We start from the raw sequence: 23,644 nt of genomic DNA, 5'->3' as shown, positions 1-23,644 counted from the left end.
TGCTCCGTGGCGCCGATCACAGCGCTAAATCTAAAGGTTGTTGTTAAATCCGGCAAGGTTTCGGTGGAACCCCACCCGTGAGTACTTCTTAACCGCGGGGGGTTAACAAGTACTCACGGGTGCCGGAGGCGCACCTCGACCGCGATGCCGGTGAGCTGCGACTGGTTGCTGAGCGGGTCGTAACCCTCCCGGCCGGTGGGCGCGAGCCGGTTGACGTTCACCCCCGGATTGCGCCGCGCGACGTCCAGCCCTCGGGCCGCGCCCTGACCCCAGCCGTGGGTCATCGACACGACGCCCTGACGGAGGGTGTCGTCGCACACCAGCACCGCGTCGACCTCCCCGTGACGGTTGCACACGGTGACGTCGTCGCCCTCGACGAGGCCGCGCGACCGCGCGTCGTCCGGGTTCATCCACAGCGGATTGCTCTGGTGGACACCCTGTTTGAACACCGGAAGGTTGTGCAGCCAGCTGTTCACCATGAAGTTGGTGCGACGGGTGATCAACTTGAGCTGGTCGGCGGGCTCCGCGGCCAGTTCCTCGAAGATGCGCTCGGCCGTCCGGTACGAACGACGGAAGAGTTCCGGGCAGCAATCGATCAGGCCGTCCTCGTGCTGGACCGCGATGTCGAACACGTCGGAGGGCACGGCCTCCGGCAGCACCGCGGTCTGGCAGGGCATCGCCTTCAGCGCCTCGATACTCAGACCCGACTCCCGCATCGTCGCGTCGACCGCGGCGAACGGATCGGGATCCGGCTCGTCGAGCAGGGTTGGGACACCCATCTCCTGCTGGATGCGGGACAGGATCCACCAGTCGTCGCGGCGCTCCCCCTTCGCCGGGACGACCGCCGGTGTGTACTGCACGTAGGGTTCCATCGCGACGCCCATCGTGTTCAGGAAGTTGACGTCCTCCCGCTCCAGCCAATCCGTCGCCGGCAGAACGTAGTCCGCCATCTCTCCGGTGACCGTGCGATACAGATCGACGGTGACGAGCAGGTCGAGTTGCTCGAACGCGCGGCGCAGCCGGTCGTCGCCGCCGACCGACAGCAGCGGGTTGCCCGACACCACGATCAGCGCGCGAATCGGGTCGTCGGGGTTCTCGATGAAATCTGGGAGCAGTGCCGCGGGCAGATCACCGCTCACGGTGCGCATTTCCCCGAAGGGGCCCTCGAAGAACGGATCCTCCCGCTTGCGTTTCGAGTTCTGCACCAAGTCGGCGACGCCGCGGGAGTAGATGTTTCCGCCGCGCCTGCCGAGGTTGCCGGAGAACAGGCTTACCATCGTGAGCATCCAGTAGGCCAGTGCGCCCTGACGCCCCTGGTTCACGCCGGTGGCCATGTAGATGCTCGCGCTCGGCGCCGCACAGAAGTCGTCCGCGACCCGGCGGATCGCGTCCGCGTCGATTCCGGTGACCGCCGCGATCCGGTCGACCGGGTACCTCCGGACGAAGTCGAGCAACTCGTCGACGCGTCGCGCGTGCCGCTCCACCTGGGCCCGGTCGTACCCGATCCGGAAGACGATCTCGTGCAGAATCCCGGCGAGAAAGTAGAAGTCGGTGTCCGGCTTGATCTGCAGGACGTCACCGGTCTCCGGCGACGACGACTCGATGCGGCGCGGATTGACGAACAGCACCGTCCCGCCGCGCCGGCGCACGGCGCGAATCTTCGCCATCGGATCCGAGATGTGGATCAGCGTCATGTGCGAGACCTGCGGATTGCTACCGAGACACAGGAAGTAGTCCGTGTGCAGCAGGTCGGGAATCGGATGGGCCATCGATGCGCCGTAGATCGCCTCGCTGGCGGCGTATTTCGCGGACGTGTCCTGGGTTCCGGCACTGAAGCGCATCCGGGTGTCGAAGCCGCGGGCGATCGCGCCGGCGTTCGCGTAATAGGCGCCGTTGAACGCCGACGGATTCCCCTGGTATACGGCGAGGGCGTTACGGCCGTGCGCGCGCCGCACCTCCCGGAGCCGGTCGGCGATCTCGCGCGCCGCGGCATCCCAGTCGACCGGTTCGAAGACGCCACGGGTCTCGCTCCGCGGGTTCGTCCTCTTCAGCGGCCGGTCGAGCCGGTCCGGATCGCGATGCACCTGGAGGTAGTGCACGCCCTTGTGGCAGGAGAAACCCCGGTGCACCGGATGCTCCTCGTCGGGCTGCAACCGGACGACCTCGTCGTCACGCACCTCCGCGAGCAGACCGCACCCCGGCTCGCAGATCCGGCAGAACGTGTGGACGTGCGTCGTCCCCGGCGGGCTCATCTGGTGGCCGCACCCGCGACGACGGCCGCCTCGCCGGCATCGACGATCTTGATGCGGGGCCTGCCCTCCTCCCGCCCCCGCTCACGCTCGACGCGGTCGATTGCGCGCCAGTCCGCGCCGCCCAGCGAGTCGGGTCGCCGCGCCCGCACCAGCGCTGTCAGGTCCGCCGCCGACGCGGTCGGGTCGGTGAGCAGGCCCGCGCGGTGATCGTCGAGGAGGGCCTCGACGGTCTCCGCGGCGCAGTAGCGGTTGGTGCCGATCACACCGGTCGCCCCCCGCTTGATCCAGCCCGCCACGTAGTGCCCGGCGACGGCCTGCCCGGTGGCCGCTTCGACGACGCGGCCCGCGACGTTGGCGACGGTTCCGGTGGTCTCGTCGAACGGCAGACCGGCGATGGGCAGCCCGCGGTATCCGACCGCCCGCAGAACCATCCCGCACTCGATCCGGTCCACGGTGCCCCCGTCGGTGCCGGCCACCACCAGCGCCTCGGTGCGGGCCGTTCCGAGCACCTCCCGGGGAGTCGCGCCGAAGCGCAGCACGATGCGCTTGTTCCCCGGTGTCGGCTCCCGCCGGGAGTACTCCGCCAGGATCTTCAGCTTCGCCGGGGCGTCCGGGCCCGCCGCCACCGGGCCCTCGACGAGGACGTCGATGCCGGGAAGCGAGCCGAGCGCCAGCAGTTCCGGTGTCGTGCAGGCCGCGTGTTCGGGTCCCCGCCGGCCGAGCACCACCACTTCCTCGACCCGGCTGAGGCCGAGCGCGTCGAGCGCGTGATCGGCGATGTCGGTGCGGCGCAGGGTCTCCACGTCGCTGACCAGAATGCGGGCGACGTCGAGCGCCACGTTGCCGTTGCCGACCACGACCGCACGCGGCGCGGTCAGGTCGAACTCGCGGTCGGCGTGCTCGGGGTGACCGTTGTACCAGGCCACGAATTCCCGGGCGGCGTGGCTGCCCGGCAGGTCCTCACCGGGGATGCCGAGACGGCGGTCCCCGGACGCTCCGGACGCGTGGATCACCGCGTGATGGTGGGCCAGCACCTCGTTGAGCGTCACGTCCCGCCCGACCTCGACGCCGAGATGGAACGTGAAACCGTCCCGCCGCGCGGTGCGGTCGAACACCCGGTCCACCGTCTTGGTGTGCCAGTGGTCCGGCGCGACGCCGAACCGCACGAGTCCGCCTGCGAGCGGCAGTCTTTCGAACATCGTGACCGCGGCGGCGATGTCGCGGCGGGCCAGCAGTTCCTCGGCGGCGTAGAACGCGGACGGCCCGGATCCGACGATCGCCACCCGCAACGCCGGTGGGTCGTCGACGCCGGCGGTCGCGACGGCGAGCGGAATCGGTTGCACGTGCGCGCCCGGCGCGGCCGTGCGCGGATTGCGCCGGAAGTACTCGGCATTGATGTCGCGGTACCGGTCGATGTCGGGTGCGACTGCGTCACCGGGGACGATCGCGTCGACAGGGCAGACGTCGGAACAGGCGCCGCAATCGATGCAGGCGGCCGGATCGATGTACAGCATCTCGGTGCGCGCGTACTCCCGCTCCGCGGGGGTCGGGTGGATGCAGTCGACGGGGCAGACCGCGACGCAGGTCGCGTCGTTGCAACAGTTCTGGGTGACCACGTACGCCATCAGGGATGCTCCTCGCTGGTGCGCGTCACGGTGACCGGGACGCCGTTGAAGATCGGGGACGCCGTCAGCGCCTCGAGGTCGGTGGTGTCGTCCACCAGGGCGTTGTAGTTGCTGCCCGGGACCGATGCCGATCGGGACGTCCGCAGTCCCGGCCCGTCGTGGCCCCACCCGTGCGGCATGCTCACCACGCCGGGACGCAGTGCGTCGTCGATCCGCAGCTCCGCGGTCACGGTGGTCACCTTCGACGTCACCGTGACGCGATCGCCGCCGACGAGGCCGCGCTCGGCCGCGTCGTGCGGACCGATCAGCAGCGCGCACTGGCCGCCGTCCGGCTGCGGCAGCGCATTGTGCAGCCACGAATTCATGCCCCGGCGCTGGCGCCGGTTGATCAGCAGCAGATCCGGGGCCACCCTCGTCATGGTCGCCCGCAGCCGCGGCAGGTCCGCGGTGATCATCTCCGGCATCAGGTCGACCCGGCCGTTCGGCGTGCGCAGCACCTCGGGGATGCGCGGTTGCAGCGGCCCGTAGTCGATGCCGTCCGGGTTGTCCTCCAGCAGCGCGAGAGTCAGGCCGTCCGGATCCAGTCCGAAACGGTCGCCGTAAGGTCCGCTGCGCAACCGCAGGTCCAGCAGGCGCTGGGGCCCGCTGCGGCCGGTCGTGTTGCCCAGCGCCCGTTCCGGCTCGCAGCCGACGAGTGCCGCGGCGCGCCGGGCCGCCACGGCTGCCACCTCGTCGTCCATCTCGGCGACCGGACGGTCCGGGGTTCCCCTGGCGATCGCGGCCAGCCGCAGCAGGATCTGCCATTCCGCGAGTTCGCCGTCCGCGAGGTCCAGCAGCGGCGGGGTGTAGCGGGCGACGTTCCGAATCTGGAAGTGGTTCAGCGTCACGTCGTGGTGGCCCCGGGTGACCACCGGGGGCGGGGGCAGGATCACGTCCGCGTGCCGGGTGGTCTCGTTGAGATAGCAGTCCACCGACACCATGAACTCGAGCGCTCCGAGCGCGTCCTCGATCGCGCCGCTGTTGGGCAGCGAGCGGGCGGGGTTGCCGGCGAGGGTGATCAACGCCCGGGTGCGGCCCGGCCCCGGCGTGAGGATCTCCTCGGCGAAGCACACCGCGGGTAACTCCCCCATCGCCTCCGGCAGGCCGCGCACCCGCGAACGCCACCGGTCGAACATCAGCTTCGGCGGTCTGGTCACCGGCCACGTGTTCTGACCCCCGCTCGGCGGCAGCGCGAACATCGCTCCCCCGGGCCGGTCCAGGTTCCCGGTCACGATCGTGAGGACCTCGACGAGCCAGTTCGCGAGGGTGCCGAACTCCTGCATGCACGTTCCGATCCGCGAATGCGCCACCGCCGAAGGGGCACCCGCAAACCCGCGTGCCACGTCGCGGATCACGTCGACGTCGATACCGCACACGTCGGCGACGGCGCCGGGGGTGTACTCGGCCGCCATCGCCAGTGCGTCGTCCAGGCCGTCCACCACCGCGGGCACCCGGTCGGGCCGGGCGAGCCCCTCGGTCGCGACGACGGACAGCACCCCGAGCAGGAACAGGGCGTCGGTGCCAGGGCGGATCGCCACGTGCACGTCCGCGACCTCGGCGGTCCGGGTGCGTACCGGGTCCACCACCACGAGGGTGCCGCCCCGGTCGCGCAGCGCCTGCAACCGGTGGTGCATGCCGGGCGCGGTGACGGTGCTGCCGTTGGAGACCATCGGATTCGAACCGAGGATCAGCAGGTAGTCGGTGCGGTCGAGGTCGGGCAGGCTCATCCCCAGCCCGGTGCCGTACAGCAGCATGTGGGCGAGGTTCTTCGGCCAGGTGTCGACGCTGGCGGGCGAGTAGATGTTCCGGGTACCGAGCGCGCCGATCAGCTCGCCCAGGTAGAAGGTCGCGTCCAGGTGGTGGGCGGCCGGATTCCCGTGGTAGATCGCGCAACTGCCCGGATCACCGATGACGAATTCCGGTAGTCTGCGCTCGATCTCGGCGAACGCCTCGTCCCAGCCTGCCTCCCGGAATCCTCCGTCCGCGGTGCGCAGGAGCGGGGTCCGGATTCGGTCCGGGTCGCCCTCGATGCGCCCGAGTCCGAGTCCTTTCGCGCAACTGTGCCCGGCGCTCAGCACGTCGTCGGGGTTGGGCGCGACCCGCACGATGTCGCGGCCGTCGAGTTCGACGAGCAGCCCGCACGTCGACTCGCACAGTGGGCAGATGCGGTGGCCGGAAATCGGTTCGGTGCCGGTCTTCACACGTCCTCCTCGGGGGCCGCCCGCTCGACCGCGACGGGAACGGCGGTCATGGTGGGCATCGCGTTGATCGTCTGCACCCCGTCGCCGGTTCCGGTGAGCGCGTTCACGTTCACTCCGACTTTGCTCCGCGGGTCGACACTGCCGAAGCAGTGCGTCATCGACACGGTGCCCCGGGCGAGAGTGGCGTCCGCCCGCACGGTCGCCCGCAGCCGCCCGGACACCGAACGCAGCGTCACCACCTGGCCGTCGGCGATCCCGAGACCGGCGAGGTCGTCCGGGTGCAGTCCCGCCGGGTTGGTGCCTCCCGGAACGAGTCCCGGAACCCGGGTGCCGGTGGAGTTCACCGCCTCGCGAATCCGGCGCACCGTGAGCAGCAGCGGAAACTGTTCGGTGACAGCCGTGTCCGTCAGCGCCGCACGCAGTTCGGCGCGCACGTCGTCGGGCATCAACGCCAGCCGGTGCCTAGCTCCCTCCTCGGTCGCCGGGCCCACGACGGCGCCACTGTCCCCGACGAGCCGGCCGTGCCGGGCGGCGACCAGGTCGGTGAACGGGACGCGTCCGCGCTCGGCCGTCATCGCCAGCAACTCCTCGGACGTCGGCGGTGCGCCGGGATCGAGGATGCGGCCGGCGAACTTGACCGGCTGCCCCGAGGCGGCGGCGAGGTCGAGGAAGAACCGCCAGTCGTCGACGACGCCGGGCGGCGGCGCCACGACAGCGGGAGTGAACTGCGCGAACGGGCGTGGGAAGAACGGCTCCATGATCGCGGTGTGGTCGGCGCGTTCGTACATCGTCGTCGGGGCGATCACGTAGTCGGCGAGCCGCGCGGTATCCGACATGCGGGGGTCGACGCACACGAGGAGGTCCAGGGATCGCAACGCGCGCAATGCTTTATCGCGGTCAGGCAGTGCCGCCGCGGGGTTGCCTCCGGAGACGATCAGCGCGCGAACCCGGTCGGGGCCGGGTGCGAGGATCTCGTCGGCGAGGATGCCGGACGGCAACTCACCGCGCATGGCGCGGACCCCGCCGATACGGCTGCGGAAGCCGCGCTCGTAGGCGCGGGTGGGCGGGGCGACCTCCGCGCGCGCGGGCTGGTGCCGGGTCAGGACGGCGCGGTCGTCGGCCCGCTCCCCCTCGCGCAGGTATCGGCCGCACACCACGTTGAGGGCGGCGACGAGGTGCTCGGCGAGGTTCGAGTGCGGGCCCATGCACAGCCCCGTCCCGCTCGTCGCCATCCCCCGGCTCCCGCCCGCGAACACCCGTGCCGCGTCGCGGACCCGGTCGGCGGGGACGCCGCAGATCCGCTGTACGACAGCGGGAGTCACGCCGGTGACCGCGTCGACGAGACCGCCCAGGCCGGCGGTGTACCGGCGGCAGAAGTCGGGATCGTGGAGGTGCTCGGCGAGGACGACGTGCAGGAGGCCGGCGAACAGCACGGCGTCCGTCCCGGGCCGGGGCGCCAGGTGGATGTCGGCGAGAGCAGCGGTCTCGGTGCGCCGCGGGTCGACGACGATCAGGCGCAGTCCCCGCTCCCGTGCCGCCCGGAGGGTGACGGACGGGTTCTGCACTACCGCGCCGTCCCCGTCGCCGCCGTTGCCGGAGACGACCGGGTTGGTGCCGGCCAGCAACCACACATCCGCGTCCTCGAACCGCTGTCTGCCGCCCAGGTAGGTTCCCATCCGTTCGGCGACCACCCATTTCGCGGACTGGTCGATGGTCATCGTGGAGAACAGCTTGTGTGAGCCGGTGCCCCGGAACCAGGCCCGGGCCATCGGCGGGGTGAGTGCGGCGAAGTTCTGCTGCGTTCCCATGAACAGGGCGACCGCGTCCGGTCCGTGGCGGTCCACGATGGTGCGCAACCGGGCCGCGATCTCGGTGACGGCCGCGGCCACCGGCACCGGCTCGTGCTCGCCGGCGGCGGTGCACCGCATCGACGTGGTCAGCCGGTCCGGACCGTGGACGAGGTCGCCGCCGCGGCGCCCCTTCGGGCAGGTGTACCCACCGGAGATCGGATGATGGGCGTCGCCGAGCACCCGCGCGATCCGCCCGTCCTCGACGTCGAGCAGGACCCCGCACGAGGAAGCGCACAGCCTGCAATACGAGGTATGCCGGGACGTGACGGGTCGCATGGGCTCAGTGCGCCTCGGCGACGGACGCTGACTGCACGGCGTCGACGACGGTGCGTCCGCGCAGACGCTCCCGCATGAACAACACCCCGAGGGTGAGGACGGCGATGGCGGTCGGCACGATCATGAGCAGGAAGATGGTGCGGGCGTCCATTCCGGCGGCGATCAGGGCGGCGCCCAGCGTCGGTCCGGCGATCGATCCGATGCGCCCGACTCCCATGGCCCAGCCGATCCCGGTCGAGCGGGCTGCCACCGGATAGATCGACGCGGCGATCGCGATGATGCCGGCCGAACTGCCGGAGATCCCGAACCCGACGATGCAGATCGTGATCAGCAGCAGTGTGGAATTGGCCAGCAGCATCGCGACGGCGCCGATGAACAGCGCCCCGAGGCTGTAGCCCGCCATGACCACCGCGTAGGCGGCGTCCGAACCCCGGGACCGGGCCCACGCGGTGCCGACCCGGTCGGTGATCCACCCCACGGACAGCGCGCCCGCCATGCCGCCGAGGTTGAACAGCGCCGCGGCGAGGATCGCGTGGGACGCGCTCTGCCCGGCCTGGCTGAACAGCGACGGCATCCACCCGAACAGGAAATAGATCACCAGGAAGTTGATGACGAACACCACCCACAGCAGGATCGTGTCCAGCGCCCGGCCCCGGGCGAACAGTGCTCGAATGGGCGATCTGGTGGCCGGTGCGGCGTCCACGGCGAACGTCACCGAACCGTCGATGCCGGCCTGCGGGGAGATCGCCGAGAGGATCCTCGCGGCACCGGCGTGATCACCCCGGGCCGCGAGGAACTTGCCCGACTCGGGCAGCCCGGCCCACGCCAGCGCCGCCACGATCAGCGGGAGGACGCCACCGGCCACGAAGATCGACTGCCACCCGTACGCCGGAATCAGTTGAGCGGCAGCAAGTCCGCCGAGGAATCCGCCGAGAGACATGCCCGCGACGACGATGGTGACCAGGGTGGAGCGGCTGCGTGCGGGACTGTACTCACTGGTCAGTGCGATCAGGTTCGGGGTGACGCCGCCGAGCCCGATCCCGGCAAGGATGCGGAGCACGATCAGCACACCCATCGACGGCGCGAACGCGGACGCGAGTGTGAACACCGCGAACAGCACGGTGCACAGCAGGATCACCCGTCGCCGGCCCCAGCGGTCGGCGACGGGGCCGAACAGCAGGCTGCCCACGACCATCGCGCCGCTGCTGAGCGCCAGCAGCAGTCCGAACGAGGCCTTGGACAGGCCCCAGTCCTCCGACAGGGCGGGAATCGCGAATCCGATCAGCTGGGCGTCCATGCCGTCGAGGACGGCGAGCGCCAGACACAGCGCGATGGCACGCTTCTGCAGGGCCGACACCGGTGCGGCGTCGATGAGCTGGGAGATGTTGACTTCACGCGTGGGGGCCACGATGTGCATACCTCTCGGGAGGGGGGAACCGCGGGGAGATGAAGCCTCGAGCTGGTGGGACGCCTAGACGGGCGTGACGGTGCCGTCGACCGCGAGTGCGTCGGCCGGCGCCTCGGGGAATCGCTGGCGCAGAGTCGGTTTGGCGAGCTTGCCGGAGAACGTGCGCGGCAACGGTTCACCGAGGGCGACCGCGTGCTTGGGGCGCTTGAACTTCGCGAGGTTCTCGCCGGCGACCTCCGCGATGTCGGCGACGATCTCGGCGGCGGGACGCTCGCTGTGGAACACCACCATCGGCACCTCGCCCCACCGATCGTCCTTGACCCCGATGACGGCGAGATCGACCAGGCCGTCGATGCCGTGCAGCGCCTTCTCGATCTCGGCGGGGTAGACGTTGAGACCGCCGGAGATCAGCATGTCCTTGCTGCGATCGACGATCTTGAGGAATCCGCCGTCGTCCTGCATGCCGAGGTCGCCGGTGCGCAGCCATCCGTCGCCGAGGGTCGCCGCGGTGGCCTCGGGCTTGTTCCAGTACTCCCGCAGCACGTGCTCGCCGCGGACCAGGATCTCGCCGACCTCCCCGGCGGGGGTGTCGACTCCCGGATCGCCGATGCGGATGTGGGTACCGACCAGCGGCAGTCCGGCGAAGCCGGGGCGCGACACGGCGTCCTCGTAGGCGAGGGTCGAGACCATGCCGGACGCCTCGGTCAGGCCGTAGCACTGGGTGAGCGGGATGCCGTGCGAGCGGTAGAAGTCGAGCAGGTCCAGGCTGACCGGCGCGCCACCGGTGCCGGCGAACGTGAACTTTGCGAGCTTGCGGCCGCCGAAGTCGGGCAGCATCGTCATCCGTTCCCAGATCACCGGGACGGTCGTGGTGGCCGTGATCTGCTCACGCTCGAAGGTGTCGAGGGCGATCTCCGGGTCGTACTCGCGTAGCAGGACCATCGTCGCGCCGGGCACGACGACGAGCTGCATGAAGATCGACAGGACGGAGCCGGTATACACCAGCGGAGCAGAGCACAGCACCCGGTCCCGGTGGGAGAAACCGAACGTGATGGACTGCGAGATGCCGGGAGTCATCGCGTTGCGGTGCGTGATCAGGGCACCCTTCTGGACGCCGGTGGTCCCCGAGGTGTAGCAGATGAAGCCGGGGTCGTCCGCGTCGATGGCGACGACGGGCGCGGTCCCCGGGTCGATCAGCCGCTCGTACGGCGGGTGGGCGTCGCCCCCGATCGCGTAGGTCTCGAACTCGGTCTGCTCGGCGGCGACCTCGAGCAGCGACGCGAAGCCGTCCTCGACGACCACGACGCGCGGCGCGGAGTCGACCACCATCGGCGCCAACTCCTTCGCGGTGAGCCGGAAGTTGAGCGGGACGCTGATCGCGCCGAGCTTGAGGGTCGCCAGGATGACGTGCGCGAGTTCGGGACGATTGAGCATCATCACCGCCACCCGATCACCCTTGCGGACGCCACGCGCCGCCAGACCGCGGGCGAGCGCGTCGGTGATCGCGTCGACCTCGGCCCAGGTCTGCGACGTGTCCCCGAACACAATGGCCTGCTGCTGCGAACGTGTCTTACCCCAGAACCGGGTCAGGTCCGCGAGATTCATCTGTGCTCCTCGTGCTCGTCAACCGGGTGTGACCACCCTCACTTCGTGTGCCGTAAACCTAACAGTTGTAGGCGCAAGACGCAATGTGCGATTCGGAAATTTCGGACACCGTGCAGAACAGGACTGATACACGAAAGCAACACCCACACAACATATTTCGTGTGGGTGTTGCTTCCTCGGAATGTGTGCGGTCAGCCAGCGGACGCGGCCTCGCGCCGAGAGCTCTCCGGGTCGGTCGTCGCCGCGATCCGCCGGTCGTCGTACCCTGCCACCGACCGCAGCACGTCCGTCGTGTCCGCACCCAGGACCGGCGGCAGCGCGGGCGCGAACTTCTCCCCGGCGACGCGCACCGGGCTGACCACGAACTCGAGCTCACCGACTCCCGGGTAGTCCACCCGGTAGGTGTTCTCCCGCGCCTGGAAGTGCGGGTCCGCGAGCATGTCGGCCACGTCGTTGACCGGACCTCCCGCGATGCCGTGTTCCAGGAACAGCTGCACCCACTCGGCGCGGGTGCGCCGCGCGAAGATCTCCGTCAACGCCCGCCACACCAGGTCCGCGCGGGCGGGGGCACCGTCGTCGGTGCCGGTGAGGTCGACTCCGATGAGGTCCTCGCGCTCCACCGCGACCAGGAAGTTGTGCCAGAACTTCTCCACGTGGGACCCGAACAGGATCGCCTCGCCGTCGCTGGTGCGGTAGGCCTCGAGCCGCGGCCAATCGGGCAGACGGCCGTCCGGGAGCCAGGACGGACGCGGCATCGAACGGTCCCTGTTCAACTCCGCGTCCACCGCGTCCGGCATCCACGCGGCCGCGACGTCGATGCCCGCCACCTCGACGTGGCAGCCGGCACCGGTGGCTCCCGCCTTGCGCAACGCGGCGAGCAGCCCCATCGCCCCGTACGCGCCGAGCGCGTACATCGCGATCGGCGGCGTCGTCGATCCCGCCATGCCCTCTGTCGGCGGCTCGGCGGGAGTACTCACCTCGCGGAGCCCGGCGTACGCGTCGAACACCGGGCCCCCGGTGCCGAGCCCGCGGTACGGGCCGTCGGTGCCCATCCCTGACACCGTGCAGAGCACGATCTTCGGATTCGCCTGTCGCAGGGCCTCGTACCCGATCCCGAGCCAGTCGAGGTATCCGCCGCGCATACCTTCGATCACCGCGTCGCACGATCGCGCGATGTCGAGGAACGCCTGCTTGCCCTCGGCGGTGCGCAGATCGATTGCGACGCTTCGCTTTCCGCGATTCCACCGCAGGTGCATGAACGCCGGACCGTCCGCGTCGCCGACGGCTCGGCTGCCACCGACGCGCACCGGATCCCCGAGCGGGCCGGATTCGATCTTGATCACGTCGGCGCCCAGATCGGCGAGATGCCCGCCGAGCGACGACGGCGCCAGCTGCGCGACCTCGAGGATCCGGACGCCGTCCAGCAGCGAGTACCCACTCATGAATCCTCCTCCTCGCGGCCCACGGCCAGCGAGACATTGTGTGTCTGTTCAGGTTTCAGTTCGATCCAGAGCCCGTCGACGTCGGCGACGAGAACGTCGCCGTGATACATCGCACCGCGCATGAACCGCTTGCGGCCGTCCTGACCGGCAAACTCGGCCTCCACCCGCAATTCGACGTCGAGTGGCGCGGGCGCCCGGTAGTTGACGTGCAGGTACGCCGTGCGGGCCCAGGGTCTGCCGGAACTGTTGGCGAGCCGCGCGAGGATCTCGTCGAAGATCAGCGGTGTCACGCCGCCGTTCATGGCGTATCGCCCGGAGTGGAATCTGCCGACGGTGACGCGCCCGCATGCCCGGTCCGCGGTCACCTCGTCGAGATGCAGCGGTGGTGTGAGGGTCTGTCCCCGTCCCGGGAGGTCCCAGCGCCGGCCGGCGAGCTGCTCGTCCTCACCGACCTCGAACTCGGCGAGCCGGGCCGCGAGGTCCCGGAGCACCCGCGCCGCGCGGCCCGCCTCGTCCGGGTTCGGGCGACTGCGGGTGACGGCCTCCTGCACCGAACGCAGGGCGCCGGCCAACTCCGCGAACTCGTCGTCGCCGTCCGCGGTCGGTTCGAAGGGGTCGTCCCAGCTGGGACTCCAGATGTCGTCGTCGGTCGAGACGGCGGTGGTAAGTGGCGTCGTGCGGGTCACCGTGCGCGACTTCCGAAGTACGAGGTGAACATCTCCTCGACCGGACGCGGCCGCAGCGTCGTGCGCGAGACGACGTTCTCCCGGTCGTACCTGCTCCGCAGATCACGTCCCGGACCCTCGAGCAGCAGTGCCTTGATCTCGCGCAGCGATTCCGGCGGTTGGGCGGCGATCTGACCGGCCGCCTCGAGCGCGGACCCGAGGACGTCGCCGTCGGCCGCGTACCGGGAGACGAGTCCCATCCGGGAGGCCTCCTCACCGGCCACGGTTCGTGAGGTCATCAGCAGGTCGCGGGCCTGCCCCGCGCCGATCAGGTGGTCGAGCACCCACGTGAGGTTGGCGCCGCCGTACTTCGCCGCGGTGACGGTGATGCTCGTCCCGGGACCGCCCACGCGCAGGTCCGAACACACCGCCAGCAGGGTTCCCGCACCGTAGGCCATCCCGTGGACGGCGGCGACCGTCGGCTTGGGGAAGGTGAAATACCTCCACAGCAGTTCGTCCCGCTCGAGCATGCTCGTGGCGCGGGCATCCGCCGTCATCGCCCGGAGTTCCTTCAGGTCGTATCCGGCGGAGAACGCCGCCGGACCGTCTCCCGCGAGCACCACCACCCGAACGTCGGAATCGTCCGCGGCGTCGGCGAGCGCGGCATCGAGCTCACGTTGCAGGCCGAGGGAGATCGCGTTGTGCACGTCCGGCCGAGCGAGGTCGAGCTGCAGAACCCCCGGCGCCGGAGACGAACGACGCAGGTCGCCCGACGTCACCTCGCACCGCCGACCGCGGCCTCCTGCCGGGCGACCTCCTCGGCATCCCGGGTGATCATCTTGTGGAACACCTGACCGGGGAGCTCGTTCCGCCCGTAGATGAGCTCGTCGACCTGGCCGTGCGCGGCGTTGGCCGTGATCGTCTTGGTGACGAACCAGTCCTCGGCGTGCAACGTCTCCATGAGAAGTTCCCAGTTCTTGTCGAGAATCCGCTTCTCCCGCGGCGTCTCGGGCTCCTTCGGGGAGAGGAGACGAATTGTGCAGTACGAGACGTTGGGATCGTCGGTGTCGGGCACGATCGTCCAGATCTCGAAATGATTGGGCTCCGTCACGAGCATCGTGCCCGGGTAGATCGTGTAGTTCGCGAGGGAGTAGTCGCGGACGTCGAACGAGTCGGGGTCCGCTCCCCGCACCTCGGTGATCGACTTGCGGGCCACGACGATTCGCCACGAACGGTCGACCAGGTCGTACGCCGTGATGTTGCCCTCGAGGTAGTTGCACACGGTCTTGGTGTGCAACTGGCAGAGGTGGTACGAGTCCTGGACGCCGTCGACGGCGATCTTCCAGTTCATGTCGAGTTTCCAGGTCTCCTTGCGCACCTGGAACGACTCGGCCATTCCGGTCGCCGTCACCTCCGCGTCGTGCTTGGCGCCGAGGATCCCGGCGATGTCGAGATCGGCGCCGACCGTCGGAACCACCCAGACCAGACCGTGCCGCACCTCGCAGGGGAACTCGACGAGCCCGTACTGCGAGCGGTCCATGCCGTCGAAGCCTTCGGCGTGCGGCATTCCCCGCAGATCTCCGCCGCGGCCGTACGCCCAGTTGTGATAGGGGCAGCTGAAGATGCGCTTGCATCCCGAGTCGTCGAACTCCACCTTCGAGCCCCGGTGCCTGCACACGTTGGAGAAGGCCTTGACGCTGCCGTCCGTCTGCTTCACCACCAGCAGCGGAGTGCCGATCAGCTCGGTCGTGACGAAGTCGCCCGCCTTCTTCAGCTCGTCGACGTGGGCGACGATGTGCGGCAGTCGCCGGACCACCGTGCGCTCACGTTCGGCGAGTTCGGGGTCGGTGAACACCGAGAACGGCACTCGAAGCAGGTCGTCCGCGTAGTCGGTGCTGTTGTTGTCGACATGTGCGATCAGTCGCTCGGTGAGTGTGATCTTGTCTTCGCGCTCCATACACCGAGAGTGGCACATGAGACATTCATTGTCTAGCGTCTCATGCGAAATGGTGGCGGTACTGTTTCCTGGTGGCTGCAAGGACTGGAAACGACCCCGCGACCGACGTCCGCTCGACGATCCTCTCCGCAGCGGAGTCGTGCTTCGAACGCTTCGGAATCACCAAGACGACCATGGAGGACGTCGCCCGCGCGGCCGACATGTCCCGCGCGACCGTCTACCGGTACTTCTCGGACCGCGAGAGTCTGATCATCGAATCGGTCGCGCGACGCGCGCGCATGAACATGGCGCCCGCCCGCGCGTTCATCGCGAAGTGGCCCACGATCGAGGAGCGACTCGTCGAGGGCATCTGCCAGAACGTCGAGAGCGGTCTGCGCGACCCGATGGTTCACCTCCTCGTCTCCCCGTCGGAAATGACCTTGGCGAACTCCCTGCTGACCACGTCGGGCAAGGCCGTCGAACTCACGAGTGAACTGTGGGAGCCGATTCTGCGCGAGGCGCAGGAGGCCGGCGACATCCGGGCGGACGTCGATCCGACATTGCTGTGCGAATGGATCTCGGAACTCGAGATCATGTGCATCAGCCAGCTCAACGGCGGAACCGGCTCGCTCGAACGGTTCCGCGAGAAGCTCCGGGCCTTCGTCATCCCCTCGCTGCTGCCGGCCGGTCGCTGAGAGACCGCCGCGTACGACTCACCGGTCACCGCGGCGCCGTGTCACCGTCGAGTGCCGAGTCGATTCCGCTGATCTCGGTGATCTTCCACTCGTTACCGCTGTCGACTGTCATCTTGTAGGTGGCCGTCGACTGCAGCCCGTCGGGTGCCTGACTGTTCTTCGTCAGGACGCTGACGAAGCAATCCACCGAATAGGTTCCGTCCGGTCCCGGTTCGGCTTTCGCCGAGATCGGTTGTGCGGTCGACGTCCATTGCAGCGGAGCAATGATCTGCTCCATCGACGTCGCCGCCTGGGTGAGACGGTTCGACAGTTCCGGCGACGTTCCCGCCGTCAGCCGTGTCCGCCACGCGGACAGGTCGCGAAAGTCCATTTCGGCGGCGCCGGTCGCGTAGTCGAGGGCGATGCGTTCCGCCTGCTGCGTGCTCGCCGCCGCGTCGTGGAGTTGGTCGAGTTCGTGCGTCGTGCTGCGGAGTTGCCACCCGAGCACGGCCAGTGCTACGACGAGAACGGCGACCAGGCCCCCGATCACCACCGACCGCAGCGGCACTTTCCTGCCCCCTCGGCGCTCGCGATCGCCCGCACCATCGGAGTGATCGGTCTCGGGGGTGGTTCCGGGGTTCACGAGTTCCATCGATTTGTGCATCGTTCGCCTTTCGCTGGGCTGCCCGATCTCCGGGGGTGGACGATCGAGAACGTGTCGGGTCCGGTCGGTGCTACCGTCCGGACGGGCTGAGGTGGACTGTCAGTGCGTCACCGGATGTGGTGGCCGCCATGACGTTGTCGAGCAAGCGGCCCACATCGACGGTCCGCATCGCGGCCGCTCCGGCCTGGACCGAGGGGAGCAGATTCACACCGATCACCTGGAGGTCCGGGGCCGTGTGGTCGAGGAAGGTCTGCAGCTCCCCGATGAAAGGACTTGCCCCGTTGGCGATTCCGTCGCGCAGCGGACCCTTCTCGGTGGCGAATCGGATTCCGCCGAGCACGTCGTGGAACCCGCTGCCGAACTCGGCGACGATCGGTGTCGTGCCCCGGAATCCCTCCGGGAGGGTGCCGCTGTCCATCAGCAACGGCTGCAGGGTGTCGAACAACGTGGTGAGGGTGTCGGACTGCTGGGTGAGCGTCGCGGCGAGTAGTTCGCCGGCCCGGTTGAGATTGTTCAGGACCGCGAAGTCGTCGGGCAGCGCGACGTCGATCGTGTCGAAGATCGACTGCACCCGTTCGGGATCCACCTGCTCGAGAAGCCTGGTCAGGCGTTCCGAGAGCTCCTTGAACGTCGTCGGCACCACCACCTGCGACGCCGGGACCGTGGCACCGTCCTCGAGATACGGTCCGGCGTTCGACGAGGGCAGCACGGCGAGATACGGCTCGCCCAGTGCCGAGAGATTGTCGACCCGGAACGCGCTGTCGGCGGGGATCGACCGGCCGCTCTCGTAGTTCCAGGCGACTTCGATGTGGTCTGCCGACGTCGTCATGTCACTGATGTGCCCGATGGCCACCCCGCGGAGCAGCACCCGTGAGCCGACGACGAGTCCGTTCGTGTCCGGCACCTCCAGGGTGGCGGTGCGCACGTCGTCGAACCGGCTCACGTGCAGGCCCGCTCGGCCCATGTAGAGGAACGACAACACGGCGATCACCACCATGCCGACGATCGACAATTGCGTCTTCACGGTCATTTCACTGCTCCCAGCATGCGGAGCAGGTTCTCCGCGTCGGCCACGATCTGGTCTCCCCCGGCTGATTCGATGCCCTCGATGTCGACGGACGGCTTCTGCGCGAACGGCACGATCCTGCTCCGCAGGAAGCGGGACAGCACGACGGTCGTGTCCGGCGCCTCGTCCCAGGCCCCGCGCGCCACGTCCCCCGTGTCGGCGAGGGAGTTCAGCATGGGAACCATCCACAGTCCGCCCTCGTAGACGCTGCCGACGGACGGCAGGATCTGGCCGATGTGGGCGACGACCGAGATCGCGAGTCGCCGCCAGTAGTGCACGCTGGAACTGTCGAACATCGCCGACAAGGCGCCGGTCCGGTCGTCGAACGACAGCGCGGTCTCGTTCAACCCCGACAACGTCCGATCGATCTCCTCGGTTCGCCCCGCGAGGTCCCGCATGTCCAGCGCCGCCACGGACGCCAGGTCGCGCACGGCCGGGAGCGGGGGCACCACGGAATTCACCCGGGCCATCACGTCTTCGATCCGCTGGATACTGCCGCCGTTGACGAAGTTCGCCAGCACGGCGATGGTGTCCTCCAGTTGCGGCGGCGAGATGGTGCGGCTCACGGGAATGGTGCCCCCGGCGGGCAGATACTCGCCGGCCGCACCGCCGCCCTCATCGGTGACCGCGATGTACGTATCGCCCAGGAGGGTGTCCTGACGGACGAACGCGCGCGCGTCGGCCGGGATTCGGGTGCCACTTCCGATGCCCGCCGACACCGTCACGATCGGCCCGGACACCTGCAGGGACCGGACCTCGCCGACCCGCAACCCGTCCATCATCACGTCGGCGCCCGCAGGCAGGTTCATCACGCTGGTGAACTCGAGCGAAAGGTCGTACGTTTCCCCGACGCCGGCACGGACCGAGGGGAGGTCGTCCGGGCCCAGGGAGCAGGCCGGCACCGTCAGTACCACCACGCCCACCGTCACGGCGCCCAGAAGCCGCCTCGTTCTTCTCGATCGGTTCATGTCACTTCCTTCCCGCGAGCACGAGGTCGAGCAGCCGGCCCATCGGCACCTCGGTTCCGGTGGCGGTCGTCGCCACGGTCGGTGGCTGATAGGCGATGGAGAGCGCTCCGTCGCGCGCCGTCTGCTGCGCGAGGAAGGGCGCGACCGACGGAATCGTCGAGATCAGGCTCGCGACGTCGGTCGACCGCGTCGCCGCCAGCTTCAGGGCGTCGGTCGCCGGTCCGTGCACGAACGGCCAGATGTCGGCGCCGTAGTTCTGCTGGATGTCGTTCAATGTCGCTACCAGCCAGCCGATTCCCTCGCACACCTCGATGACTCCGGGCCACAGGTCGATCCCCGCGGCCACGACCGCCGGCATCTGCTCCACGATCGACCGGATCGAACTCCAGCGCCGGAGCGCTTCGTCCGTCAGCGGAGCCATGTTCGCGATCGACGAGCCGATGTCGGCGACGAGCTTGTCCGGATCGGCAGCCGCCGCCGCGGCATGCCTCATCATGTCTGCGGCGTTCTCGCCCTGACCGCGCAGCGCCGCCTCGAGACCGACCACCGTTCCCCGAACGTTCTCCTGCCCGTCGTCCGGAGCGATCGCATCGATGAAATCTGCTGCCGAACCGGCAATTTCGGAGATGCTCTTCGGGGTGTGGCTGTGCTCCAGCGGGATACACTCCGCCGGCTCCAGTTCCGGACCGGTGGCGTAGTTGCCCACCAGTTCGAGGCTCCGATCGGCCAGCAGCGACTTCGAGCGGGTGACCGCCCGGACATCCTGCGGATAGGATCGGCCACTCGCGAGCGAGAAGGTGACCTGCACGTGATCGCCCCGCGGTTCGATGCCTTCGACGCGGCCGACCTGGTAACCCATCTGGGTGACAGGGTTGCCCGTGTAGAGGCCGACGGCGTCCGGCATGAGCGCGCAGAACGTCGACCGGTCTGCGGGCTCTCCCGTCGTCGCCACCGCCACACCGGCACCGCCGACGACGGCGGCCGCGCAGACGACTGCCAGCACCTTGACCGTCAGGCGTGATGTCGCAGGCATCTCAGCACGTCCGTCCGGGAACGGGGACGCAGAAGTCCGAGGCCATGAGTGTGCCGCCCTTGATCGCGGCCATCCCGTCGGGTGTCAGCCATTCGGCGAGCTGACCGCGCAACGCCTGAAGATTGTCGATGGCGGGGCCCATCGACGTCCGGAATTCGTCGATCACCGTCTTCGCCTGGTCCACCGCTGCGAGCACCTCCGTCTTGTGGTCGAGATAGAACGCTTCGAACGGCTGGATCGTCATCAGGACGTTGCCGAGCAGCCGGTACGCCTCGTTGAAACCAGCGTGAGTGGTGTTGTACGTCGAGAGAACCACGTCGATCTGACGGATCAGTTCGAACACCATGCCCTGATCGGCCTCGAAGCTCTGGAGGTACTCCGCGGCGAGGTCCGCGACGGTGCGCACCTGCGCACGTTGGTGATCCATCACCCGGGCGATGCTGGTGAGTCCCGAGATCATCGAGGCGATCGACGTCGGGTTCTCGTCGAGAGCCCGCGCGACCTCGTCGAGGTTCGCATCGACGGTGCCGCCCTCGACGTCGTCGGTCGTGTGCGGCGCGGCCTGGAGCACATCTCCGATCGAGTACGGAACACTGACCTGGGAGGCGGGCAGAGCCGCGTCGCCGAGCGGCTGATCGCCGAGCGGGACGAGGCTGATCGCGTAGCCGCCGACCGGGGTGAGCATGCGCACGTCGACGCGGGATTCCGAGCCGACCGGTATCTCGTGGTCGATCTCCGCCGTCACCAGTACCGTGTCCGGCTCGATCGACACATCCGTGACCGTTCCCACGCCGATTCCGGCCACCCGGACGTCCTGGCCGATGTCGATCGAGGACGCGTCGTCGGTCCGGAACGAGAACGACGTGCGCCCCGGCGGGTTCGCGTACAGGACCGCGGTTGTCGTGAGCGCGACGACGAGCAGGAGAACGACTCCCGCGCCGAACGCCACCTCCCTGCCGATCAGCGACCGCACCGCGATCGACGTCCGGCCCATCCGCCCGGCACGGCTTTTCGTCACGGGTTGCATACGACGACCTCGCTCCCTCTCAGCAGGACCTCGACTTCGGTGGGCAACTGCGCCACACCGTTCGTGCACCGGAGGGCGTCCGGGCCGCGCGCAGCTGTCTGCGGAACCTGCAGTCCGGCGAAGGTGACCGGAAGCAGCCGCAGCGCTTCGGCAGTGTCCGGCACCGACGCGAACGCGTCGGACAGCATCTTCTCGACGTCCATTCCCGGTTGCAGGCCGAGGGCGTCGATCAATCGTTTGATCGGGGTGAGGAACTCGGGGCCGAACGCGGCCGTCTTCGGGAATTCGTCGATGACCGACATCGCCTTCGCGATGGGGAAACTCACCGAGCGCAGGAACTCGACGACCTCGGGCGAGCGGCCTCCCATGCTGTCGGAGATTCGCGCGAGGTTGCCGGTGAGCGTCGAGATGACCTGTTCACGATCGTGGGCGAGACCGGCGAGTTTCTGCGCGTCCGCAAGCATCGGCGACAGTCCGTTTCCGTCACCCTGGAGCAGGGAGATCGCGTTCTCGGTGAACGTGTTGATGTCGTCCGTGCTCATGGTGGCGAGGACCGGTTGCAGTCCGTTGAACAACTCGGTGATGTCGTACGAGGGTCGCGTCTTGTCGGCAGGCAGACGATCGACCGCGTCGCCTGGGTCCGAGGGAAACTCCGCATCGATGTAGCGGACCCCGGTGAGGTTCTGGTACTTCACCGCCAGAACCGTGCCGGAGGTGAGCTGATACTGCTTCTCCATCGTGAAGTGCACCTCCGCGAGACTCCGCCCGCCGTCCCGGATCAGCTCGACCGATTCGACCTTGCCGATCCGCACGCCCTTCGTCCGGATGTCCCCGTGCGCGCCCAGACCGGAGACATCGGTGAATTCCGCTGTATAGCTTCTCGTCTCGCTGTCCACCGGACTCTTCATCGCGCTGATCACGATGACGAAGAGGAGCACGGACACCGCGGCCGCCGCGGCGAGTTTGACGAGAGTGACGACGAATCCGGTGCGGTTGCTCATCGGCCGGCTCCGTTCCCGGTCGGCGCCGCGGCACCGGTGTACGCCAGCGGGGCCGCCAGCGCGGGCAGGTCGTCCAGGACGATCCGCAGGTTGAGTCGCTGACCGTCGCCGCTGCCCTCGAACGTCGTGTCCAGCCGCTCGACAGCGTCACGCAGTCGCTCGGGCCGCGCGCCCCCGTCGTACAGGTGCGGCACCACGTCGGCGAGTTCTCCGACCACTTCGGTCACGGGCGTCAGTTCCTCGCCGTGCGATTTCAACAACTGACCGGCCTGTCCGAACAATTGCCCCGCCGCAAGGGTCAGACCGGCGTCGGTCTCGTCCATGAACGGGTCGTCGACCCCGACCGAACCGTCGGGTCGCTGGTTGTACGTGCTGTTGTAGATGTGGGTCAGTGAATCGATCGCCTGGCGGTTGAACGCCGGGAACACGGCGAGGATGTCGTTGACCCGCCCGAGCAGTTCGCTGGGAAGGGCCTGCTGAGTCTGCGCCACCCGGTCGGCGAACAGAAGTCCTGCGTCGATCATGGGTGTCAGACCGTCGGTGTACCGGACGACCTCGTCCAGGCCGGCGATCATCGAGTCCGTCAGCGTGCCGTCGACGGTCAGCGACCCCTTCTCGATCATGGTCGACATCGTGAAATCTCCTGTGGGCGTGCGGTCGAGTGTGCGATGCGCCGCCAGTTCGGAACCGCCGGGCTTGCCCACCAGATTGACGGCCGTGGAACCGAAGTAGTTCTGCGGCCGGAAGTCGACGTCGAATGCGTCGGTCAGGCCTGCGATCTGACTCGGGTCGAGCCGAAGGTCCATGCGGACGGAATCCGCGCCCATGCGTTCCAGACCGGTGACGACACCGACCTCGCCACCCCGCAGGATCACCTTCGTGCCGGAGTCGACGCCCGGCCCCACGTAGGGGACGTCGATGCTGATCGGCATCCCGTCCGGTTCGGCGCTGCTCGGGTACACCCAGACGGCAGCGGCGATCACCGCGCACGTCGTGACGACGACCCCCAGCCCCGCCGTGTTCAGCACCCGGGCCTGACGACCCGGCACGCCCCTCAGAAAGTCTTGGCTCCGTGCTCTACTCATTCCTCATCCTTTGAACACCAGCTCGGGACTCAGACCCCAGATCGCCACGGTCATACAGAAATTCAGGACCACGATCGCGACCAGACTTGCCCGGATCGCACGCCCGGACGCCGCACCCACACCAGCCGGCCCACCACTCGCGAAGTATCCGTAATAGCAGTGGATCATCGTGACGACCGCGCAGAAGACGACCGCCTTGACGAGCGACGCCACCAGGTCGGGAACACTGAGAAATTGACTGAAGTAGTGATCGTAGGTACCCGCCGGCTGACGATGAAAAGTCTTGATGATGAACCCGCCGGTCATGAAACTGACCACGAGCGCCATCAGGTATCCGGGGATCACGATGAGCATGCTCCCGATCAGCCGCGTCCCGACCACGAACGGAATAGCCTGCAAGCCCATCGATTCGGTGGCGTCGATCTCCTCCGAGATACGCATCGAGCCGATCTCGGCTGTCATCCTGCAGCCGGCCTGAGCGGCGAATCCGATTCCGGTGATGATCGGCGCGATCACCCGGACATTGCCGAACGATCCGATGATCCCGGTCAGCGCCCCGAATCCGAGCAGATCGAAGGCCATGAACGCTTGGATCGCCACCACGGCGCCCACGGCCAATCCCAGGAAGAACATCAGACTGACCACACCGCCGTCGACGACGAGCGAGCCGTTTCCCCAGGCCATGTTGTTCATGGTGGTCATGGTCTGCTTGCGGTATTTTCGCAGTGTCGTGGGCAGCAATGCGACCGTCTTGGCGGCGAAGACCGCGACCTGCCCGATTTCCTCGATCGCCGAGGTGACCGCGCCACCCAGTGAGCGAAACGGCG

At 68.5% G+C, this 23,644-nt stretch carries 19 protein-coding genes; 1 reads left to right on the top strand and 18 read right to left on the bottom strand.

Annotated elements, in window-relative coordinates:
- Positions 1–113 precede the first annotated feature (113 nt).
- The 10 genes from ACFTWF_RS35620 to ACFTWF_RS35575 all read right to left on the bottom strand — a co-directional run bounded on the left by ACFTWF_RS35620 (position 114) and on the right by ACFTWF_RS35575 (position 15,320).
- Positions 114–2,252, bottom strand: coding sequence for a molybdopterin-dependent oxidoreductase (locus ACFTWF_RS35620; protein WP_378465777.1), 2,139 nt, complete (start codon positions 2,250–2,252; stop codon positions 114–116).
- Complete coding sequence (locus ACFTWF_RS35615) at positions 2,249–3,877, bottom strand: FAD-dependent oxidoreductase (RefSeq protein WP_378465776.1); 1,629 nt, start codon at positions 3,875–3,877, stop codon at positions 2,249–2,251. The genes ACFTWF_RS35620 and ACFTWF_RS35615 overlap by 4 nt, the downstream gene beginning before the upstream one ends.
- Positions 3,877–6,117: a molybdopterin-dependent oxidoreductase gene (locus ACFTWF_RS35610; RefSeq protein ID WP_378465775.1), complete on the bottom strand. Its 2,241-nt coding sequence runs from the start codon at positions 6,115–6,117 to the stop codon at positions 3,877–3,879. The genes ACFTWF_RS35615 and ACFTWF_RS35610 overlap by 1 nt, the downstream gene beginning before the upstream one ends.
- Complete coding sequence (locus ACFTWF_RS35605; protein ID WP_378465774.1) at positions 6,114–8,243, bottom strand: molybdopterin-dependent oxidoreductase; 2,130 nt, start codon at positions 8,241–8,243, stop codon at positions 6,114–6,116. The genes ACFTWF_RS35610 and ACFTWF_RS35605 overlap by 4 nt, the downstream gene beginning before the upstream one ends.
- 4 nt (positions 8,244–8,247) lie before the next feature.
- Positions 8,248–9,651 carry an MFS transporter gene (locus tag ACFTWF_RS35600; protein ID WP_378465773.1) on the bottom strand — a complete coding sequence of 468 codons (1,404 nt, stop codon included), beginning with the start codon at positions 9,649–9,651 and terminating at the stop codon, positions 8,248–8,250.
- A gap of 63 nt (positions 9,652–9,714) precedes the next feature.
- On the bottom strand, positions 9,715–11,256 hold the full coding sequence (locus tag ACFTWF_RS35595) for a class I adenylate-forming enzyme family protein (RefSeq protein ID WP_378465772.1): 1,542 nt from the start codon (positions 11,254–11,256) through the stop codon (positions 9,715–9,717).
- A 191-nt stretch (positions 11,257–11,447) separates the two neighbouring features.
- Complete coding sequence (locus ACFTWF_RS35590; protein ID WP_378465771.1) at positions 11,448–12,698, bottom strand: CaiB/BaiF CoA transferase family protein; 1,251 nt, start codon at positions 12,696–12,698, stop codon at positions 11,448–11,450.
- Positions 12,695–13,384, bottom strand: a complete 690-nt coding sequence (locus ACFTWF_RS35585; protein WP_378465770.1) for a PaaI family thioesterase — start codon at positions 13,382–13,384, stop codon at positions 12,695–12,697. The genes ACFTWF_RS35590 and ACFTWF_RS35585 overlap by 4 nt, the downstream gene beginning before the upstream one ends.
- On the bottom strand, positions 13,381–14,142 hold the full coding sequence (locus ACFTWF_RS35580) for an enoyl-CoA hydratase/isomerase family protein (protein WP_378465769.1): 762 nt from the start codon (positions 14,140–14,142) through the stop codon (positions 13,381–13,383). Before ACFTWF_RS35580 ends, ACFTWF_RS35585 begins: the two co-directional genes overlap by 4 nt.
- Positions 14,139–15,320 carry a Rieske 2Fe-2S domain-containing protein gene (locus ACFTWF_RS35575; RefSeq protein WP_378465830.1) on the bottom strand — a complete coding sequence of 394 codons (1,182 nt, stop codon included), beginning with the start codon at positions 15,318–15,320 and terminating at the stop codon, positions 14,139–14,141. Before ACFTWF_RS35575 ends, ACFTWF_RS35580 begins: the two co-directional genes overlap by 4 nt.
- A gap of 71 nt (positions 15,321–15,391) precedes the next feature.
- On the opposite strand from ACFTWF_RS35575, the gene ACFTWF_RS35570 reads away from it, so the two are divergent.
- Positions 15,392–15,994, top strand: a complete 603-nt coding sequence (locus tag ACFTWF_RS35570; RefSeq protein WP_378465768.1) for a TetR/AcrR family transcriptional regulator — start codon at positions 15,392–15,394, stop codon at positions 15,992–15,994.
- A 25-nt stretch (positions 15,995–16,019) separates the two neighbouring features.
- On the opposite strand, the gene ACFTWF_RS35565 is transcribed toward ACFTWF_RS35570, so the two are convergent.
- The 8 genes from ACFTWF_RS35565 to ACFTWF_RS35530 form a co-directional block, all read right to left on the bottom strand.
- The gene (locus ACFTWF_RS35565; protein ID WP_378465767.1) at positions 16,020–16,625 is read right to left on the bottom strand and encodes a hypothetical protein; all 606 of its coding nucleotides are present in this window, start codon (positions 16,623–16,625) and stop codon (positions 16,020–16,022) included.
- 82 nt (positions 16,626–16,707) lie between these two features.
- Positions 16,708–17,667 (bottom strand): MlaD family protein, encoded by a 960-nt coding sequence (locus ACFTWF_RS35560; RefSeq protein WP_378465766.1) that lies wholly within the window; start codon positions 17,665–17,667, stop codon positions 16,708–16,710.
- On the bottom strand, positions 17,664–18,671 hold the full coding sequence (locus ACFTWF_RS35555) for an MlaD family protein (protein WP_378465765.1): 1,008 nt from the start codon (positions 18,669–18,671) through the stop codon (positions 17,664–17,666). Before ACFTWF_RS35555 ends, ACFTWF_RS35560 begins: the two co-directional genes overlap by 4 nt.
- A gap of 1 nt (position 18,672) precedes the next feature.
- The gene (locus tag ACFTWF_RS35550; protein WP_378465764.1) at positions 18,673–19,704 is read right to left on the bottom strand and encodes an MlaD family protein; all 1,032 of its coding nucleotides are present in this window, start codon (positions 19,702–19,704) and stop codon (positions 18,673–18,675) included.
- 1 nt (position 19,705) lies between these two features.
- The gene (locus ACFTWF_RS35545; RefSeq protein ID WP_378465763.1) at positions 19,706–20,731 is read right to left on the bottom strand and encodes an MlaD family protein; all 1,026 of its coding nucleotides are present in this window, start codon (positions 20,729–20,731) and stop codon (positions 19,706–19,708) included.
- Positions 20,719–21,732, bottom strand: a complete 1,014-nt coding sequence (locus ACFTWF_RS35540; protein ID WP_378465762.1) for an MlaD family protein — start codon at positions 21,730–21,732, stop codon at positions 20,719–20,721. The genes ACFTWF_RS35545 and ACFTWF_RS35540 overlap by 13 nt, the downstream gene beginning before the upstream one ends.
- A complete protein-coding gene (locus tag ACFTWF_RS35535) occupies positions 21,729–22,817 on the bottom strand; it encodes an Mce family protein (protein WP_378465761.1) in 1,089 nt (362 codons plus the stop codon). The genes ACFTWF_RS35540 and ACFTWF_RS35535 overlap by 4 nt, the downstream gene beginning before the upstream one ends.
- 3 nt (positions 22,818–22,820) lie before the next feature.
- Complete coding sequence (locus ACFTWF_RS35530; protein ID WP_378465829.1) at positions 22,821–23,606, bottom strand: MlaE family ABC transporter permease; 786 nt, start codon at positions 23,604–23,606, stop codon at positions 22,821–22,823.
- Positions 23,607–23,644 lie beyond the last annotated feature (38 nt).

The organism is Rhodococcus sp. NPDC056960 (assembly GCF_042674125.1).
Classification (GTDB): domain Bacteria; phylum Actinomycetota; class Actinomycetes; order Mycobacteriales; family Mycobacteriaceae; genus Rhodococcus_F.
The sequence above is the reverse complement of the archived record's forward strand: the minus strand, read 5'-3'. Positions and strand labels throughout refer to the sequence as shown.

Coding starts and splice junctions, on each gene's coding strand:
- ACFTWF_RS35550 (WP_378465764.1), bottom strand. CDS start 19,704: ATGCCTGCGACATCACGCCTGACGGTCAAGGTGCTGGCAGTCGTCTGC.
- ACFTWF_RS35595 (WP_378465772.1), bottom strand. CDS start 11,256: ATGAATCTCGCGGACCTGACCCGGTTCTGGGGTAAGACACGTTCGCAG.
- ACFTWF_RS35555 (WP_378465765.1), bottom strand. CDS start 18,671: ATGAACCGATCGAGAAGAACGAGGCGGCTTCTGGGCGCCGTGACGGTG.
- ACFTWF_RS35540 (WP_378465762.1), bottom strand. CDS start 21,732: ATGAGCAACCGCACCGGATTCGTCGTCACTCTCGTCAAACTCGCCGCG.
- ACFTWF_RS35590 (WP_378465771.1), bottom strand. CDS start 12,698: ATGAGTGGGTACTCGCTGCTGGACGGCGTCCGGATCCTCGAGGTCGCG.
- ACFTWF_RS35535 (WP_378465761.1), bottom strand. CDS start 22,817: ATGAGTAGAGCACGGAGCCAAGACTTTCTGAGGGGCGTGCCGGGTCGT.
- ACFTWF_RS35605 (WP_378465774.1), bottom strand. CDS start 8,243: ATGCGACCCGTCACGTCCCGGCATACCTCGTATTGCAGGCTGTGCGCT.
- ACFTWF_RS35575 (WP_378465830.1), bottom strand. CDS start 15,320: ATGGAGCGCGAAGACAAGATCACACTCACCGAGCGACTGATCGCACAT.
- ACFTWF_RS35565 (WP_378465767.1), bottom strand. CDS start 16,625: ATGGAACTCGTGAACCCCGGAACCACCCCCGAGACCGATCACTCCGAT.
- ACFTWF_RS35615 (WP_378465776.1), bottom strand. CDS start 3,877: ATGGCGTACGTGGTCACCCAGAACTGTTGCAACGACGCGACCTGCGTC.
- ACFTWF_RS35545 (WP_378465763.1), bottom strand. CDS start 20,731: ATGCAACCCGTGACGAAAAGCCGTGCCGGGCGGATGGGCCGGACGTCG.
- ACFTWF_RS35620 (WP_378465777.1), bottom strand. CDS start 2,252: ATGAGCCCGCCGGGGACGACGCACGTCCACACGTTCTGCCGGATCTGC.
- ACFTWF_RS35560 (WP_378465766.1), bottom strand. CDS start 17,667: ATGACCGTGAAGACGCAATTGTCGATCGTCGGCATGGTGGTGATCGCC.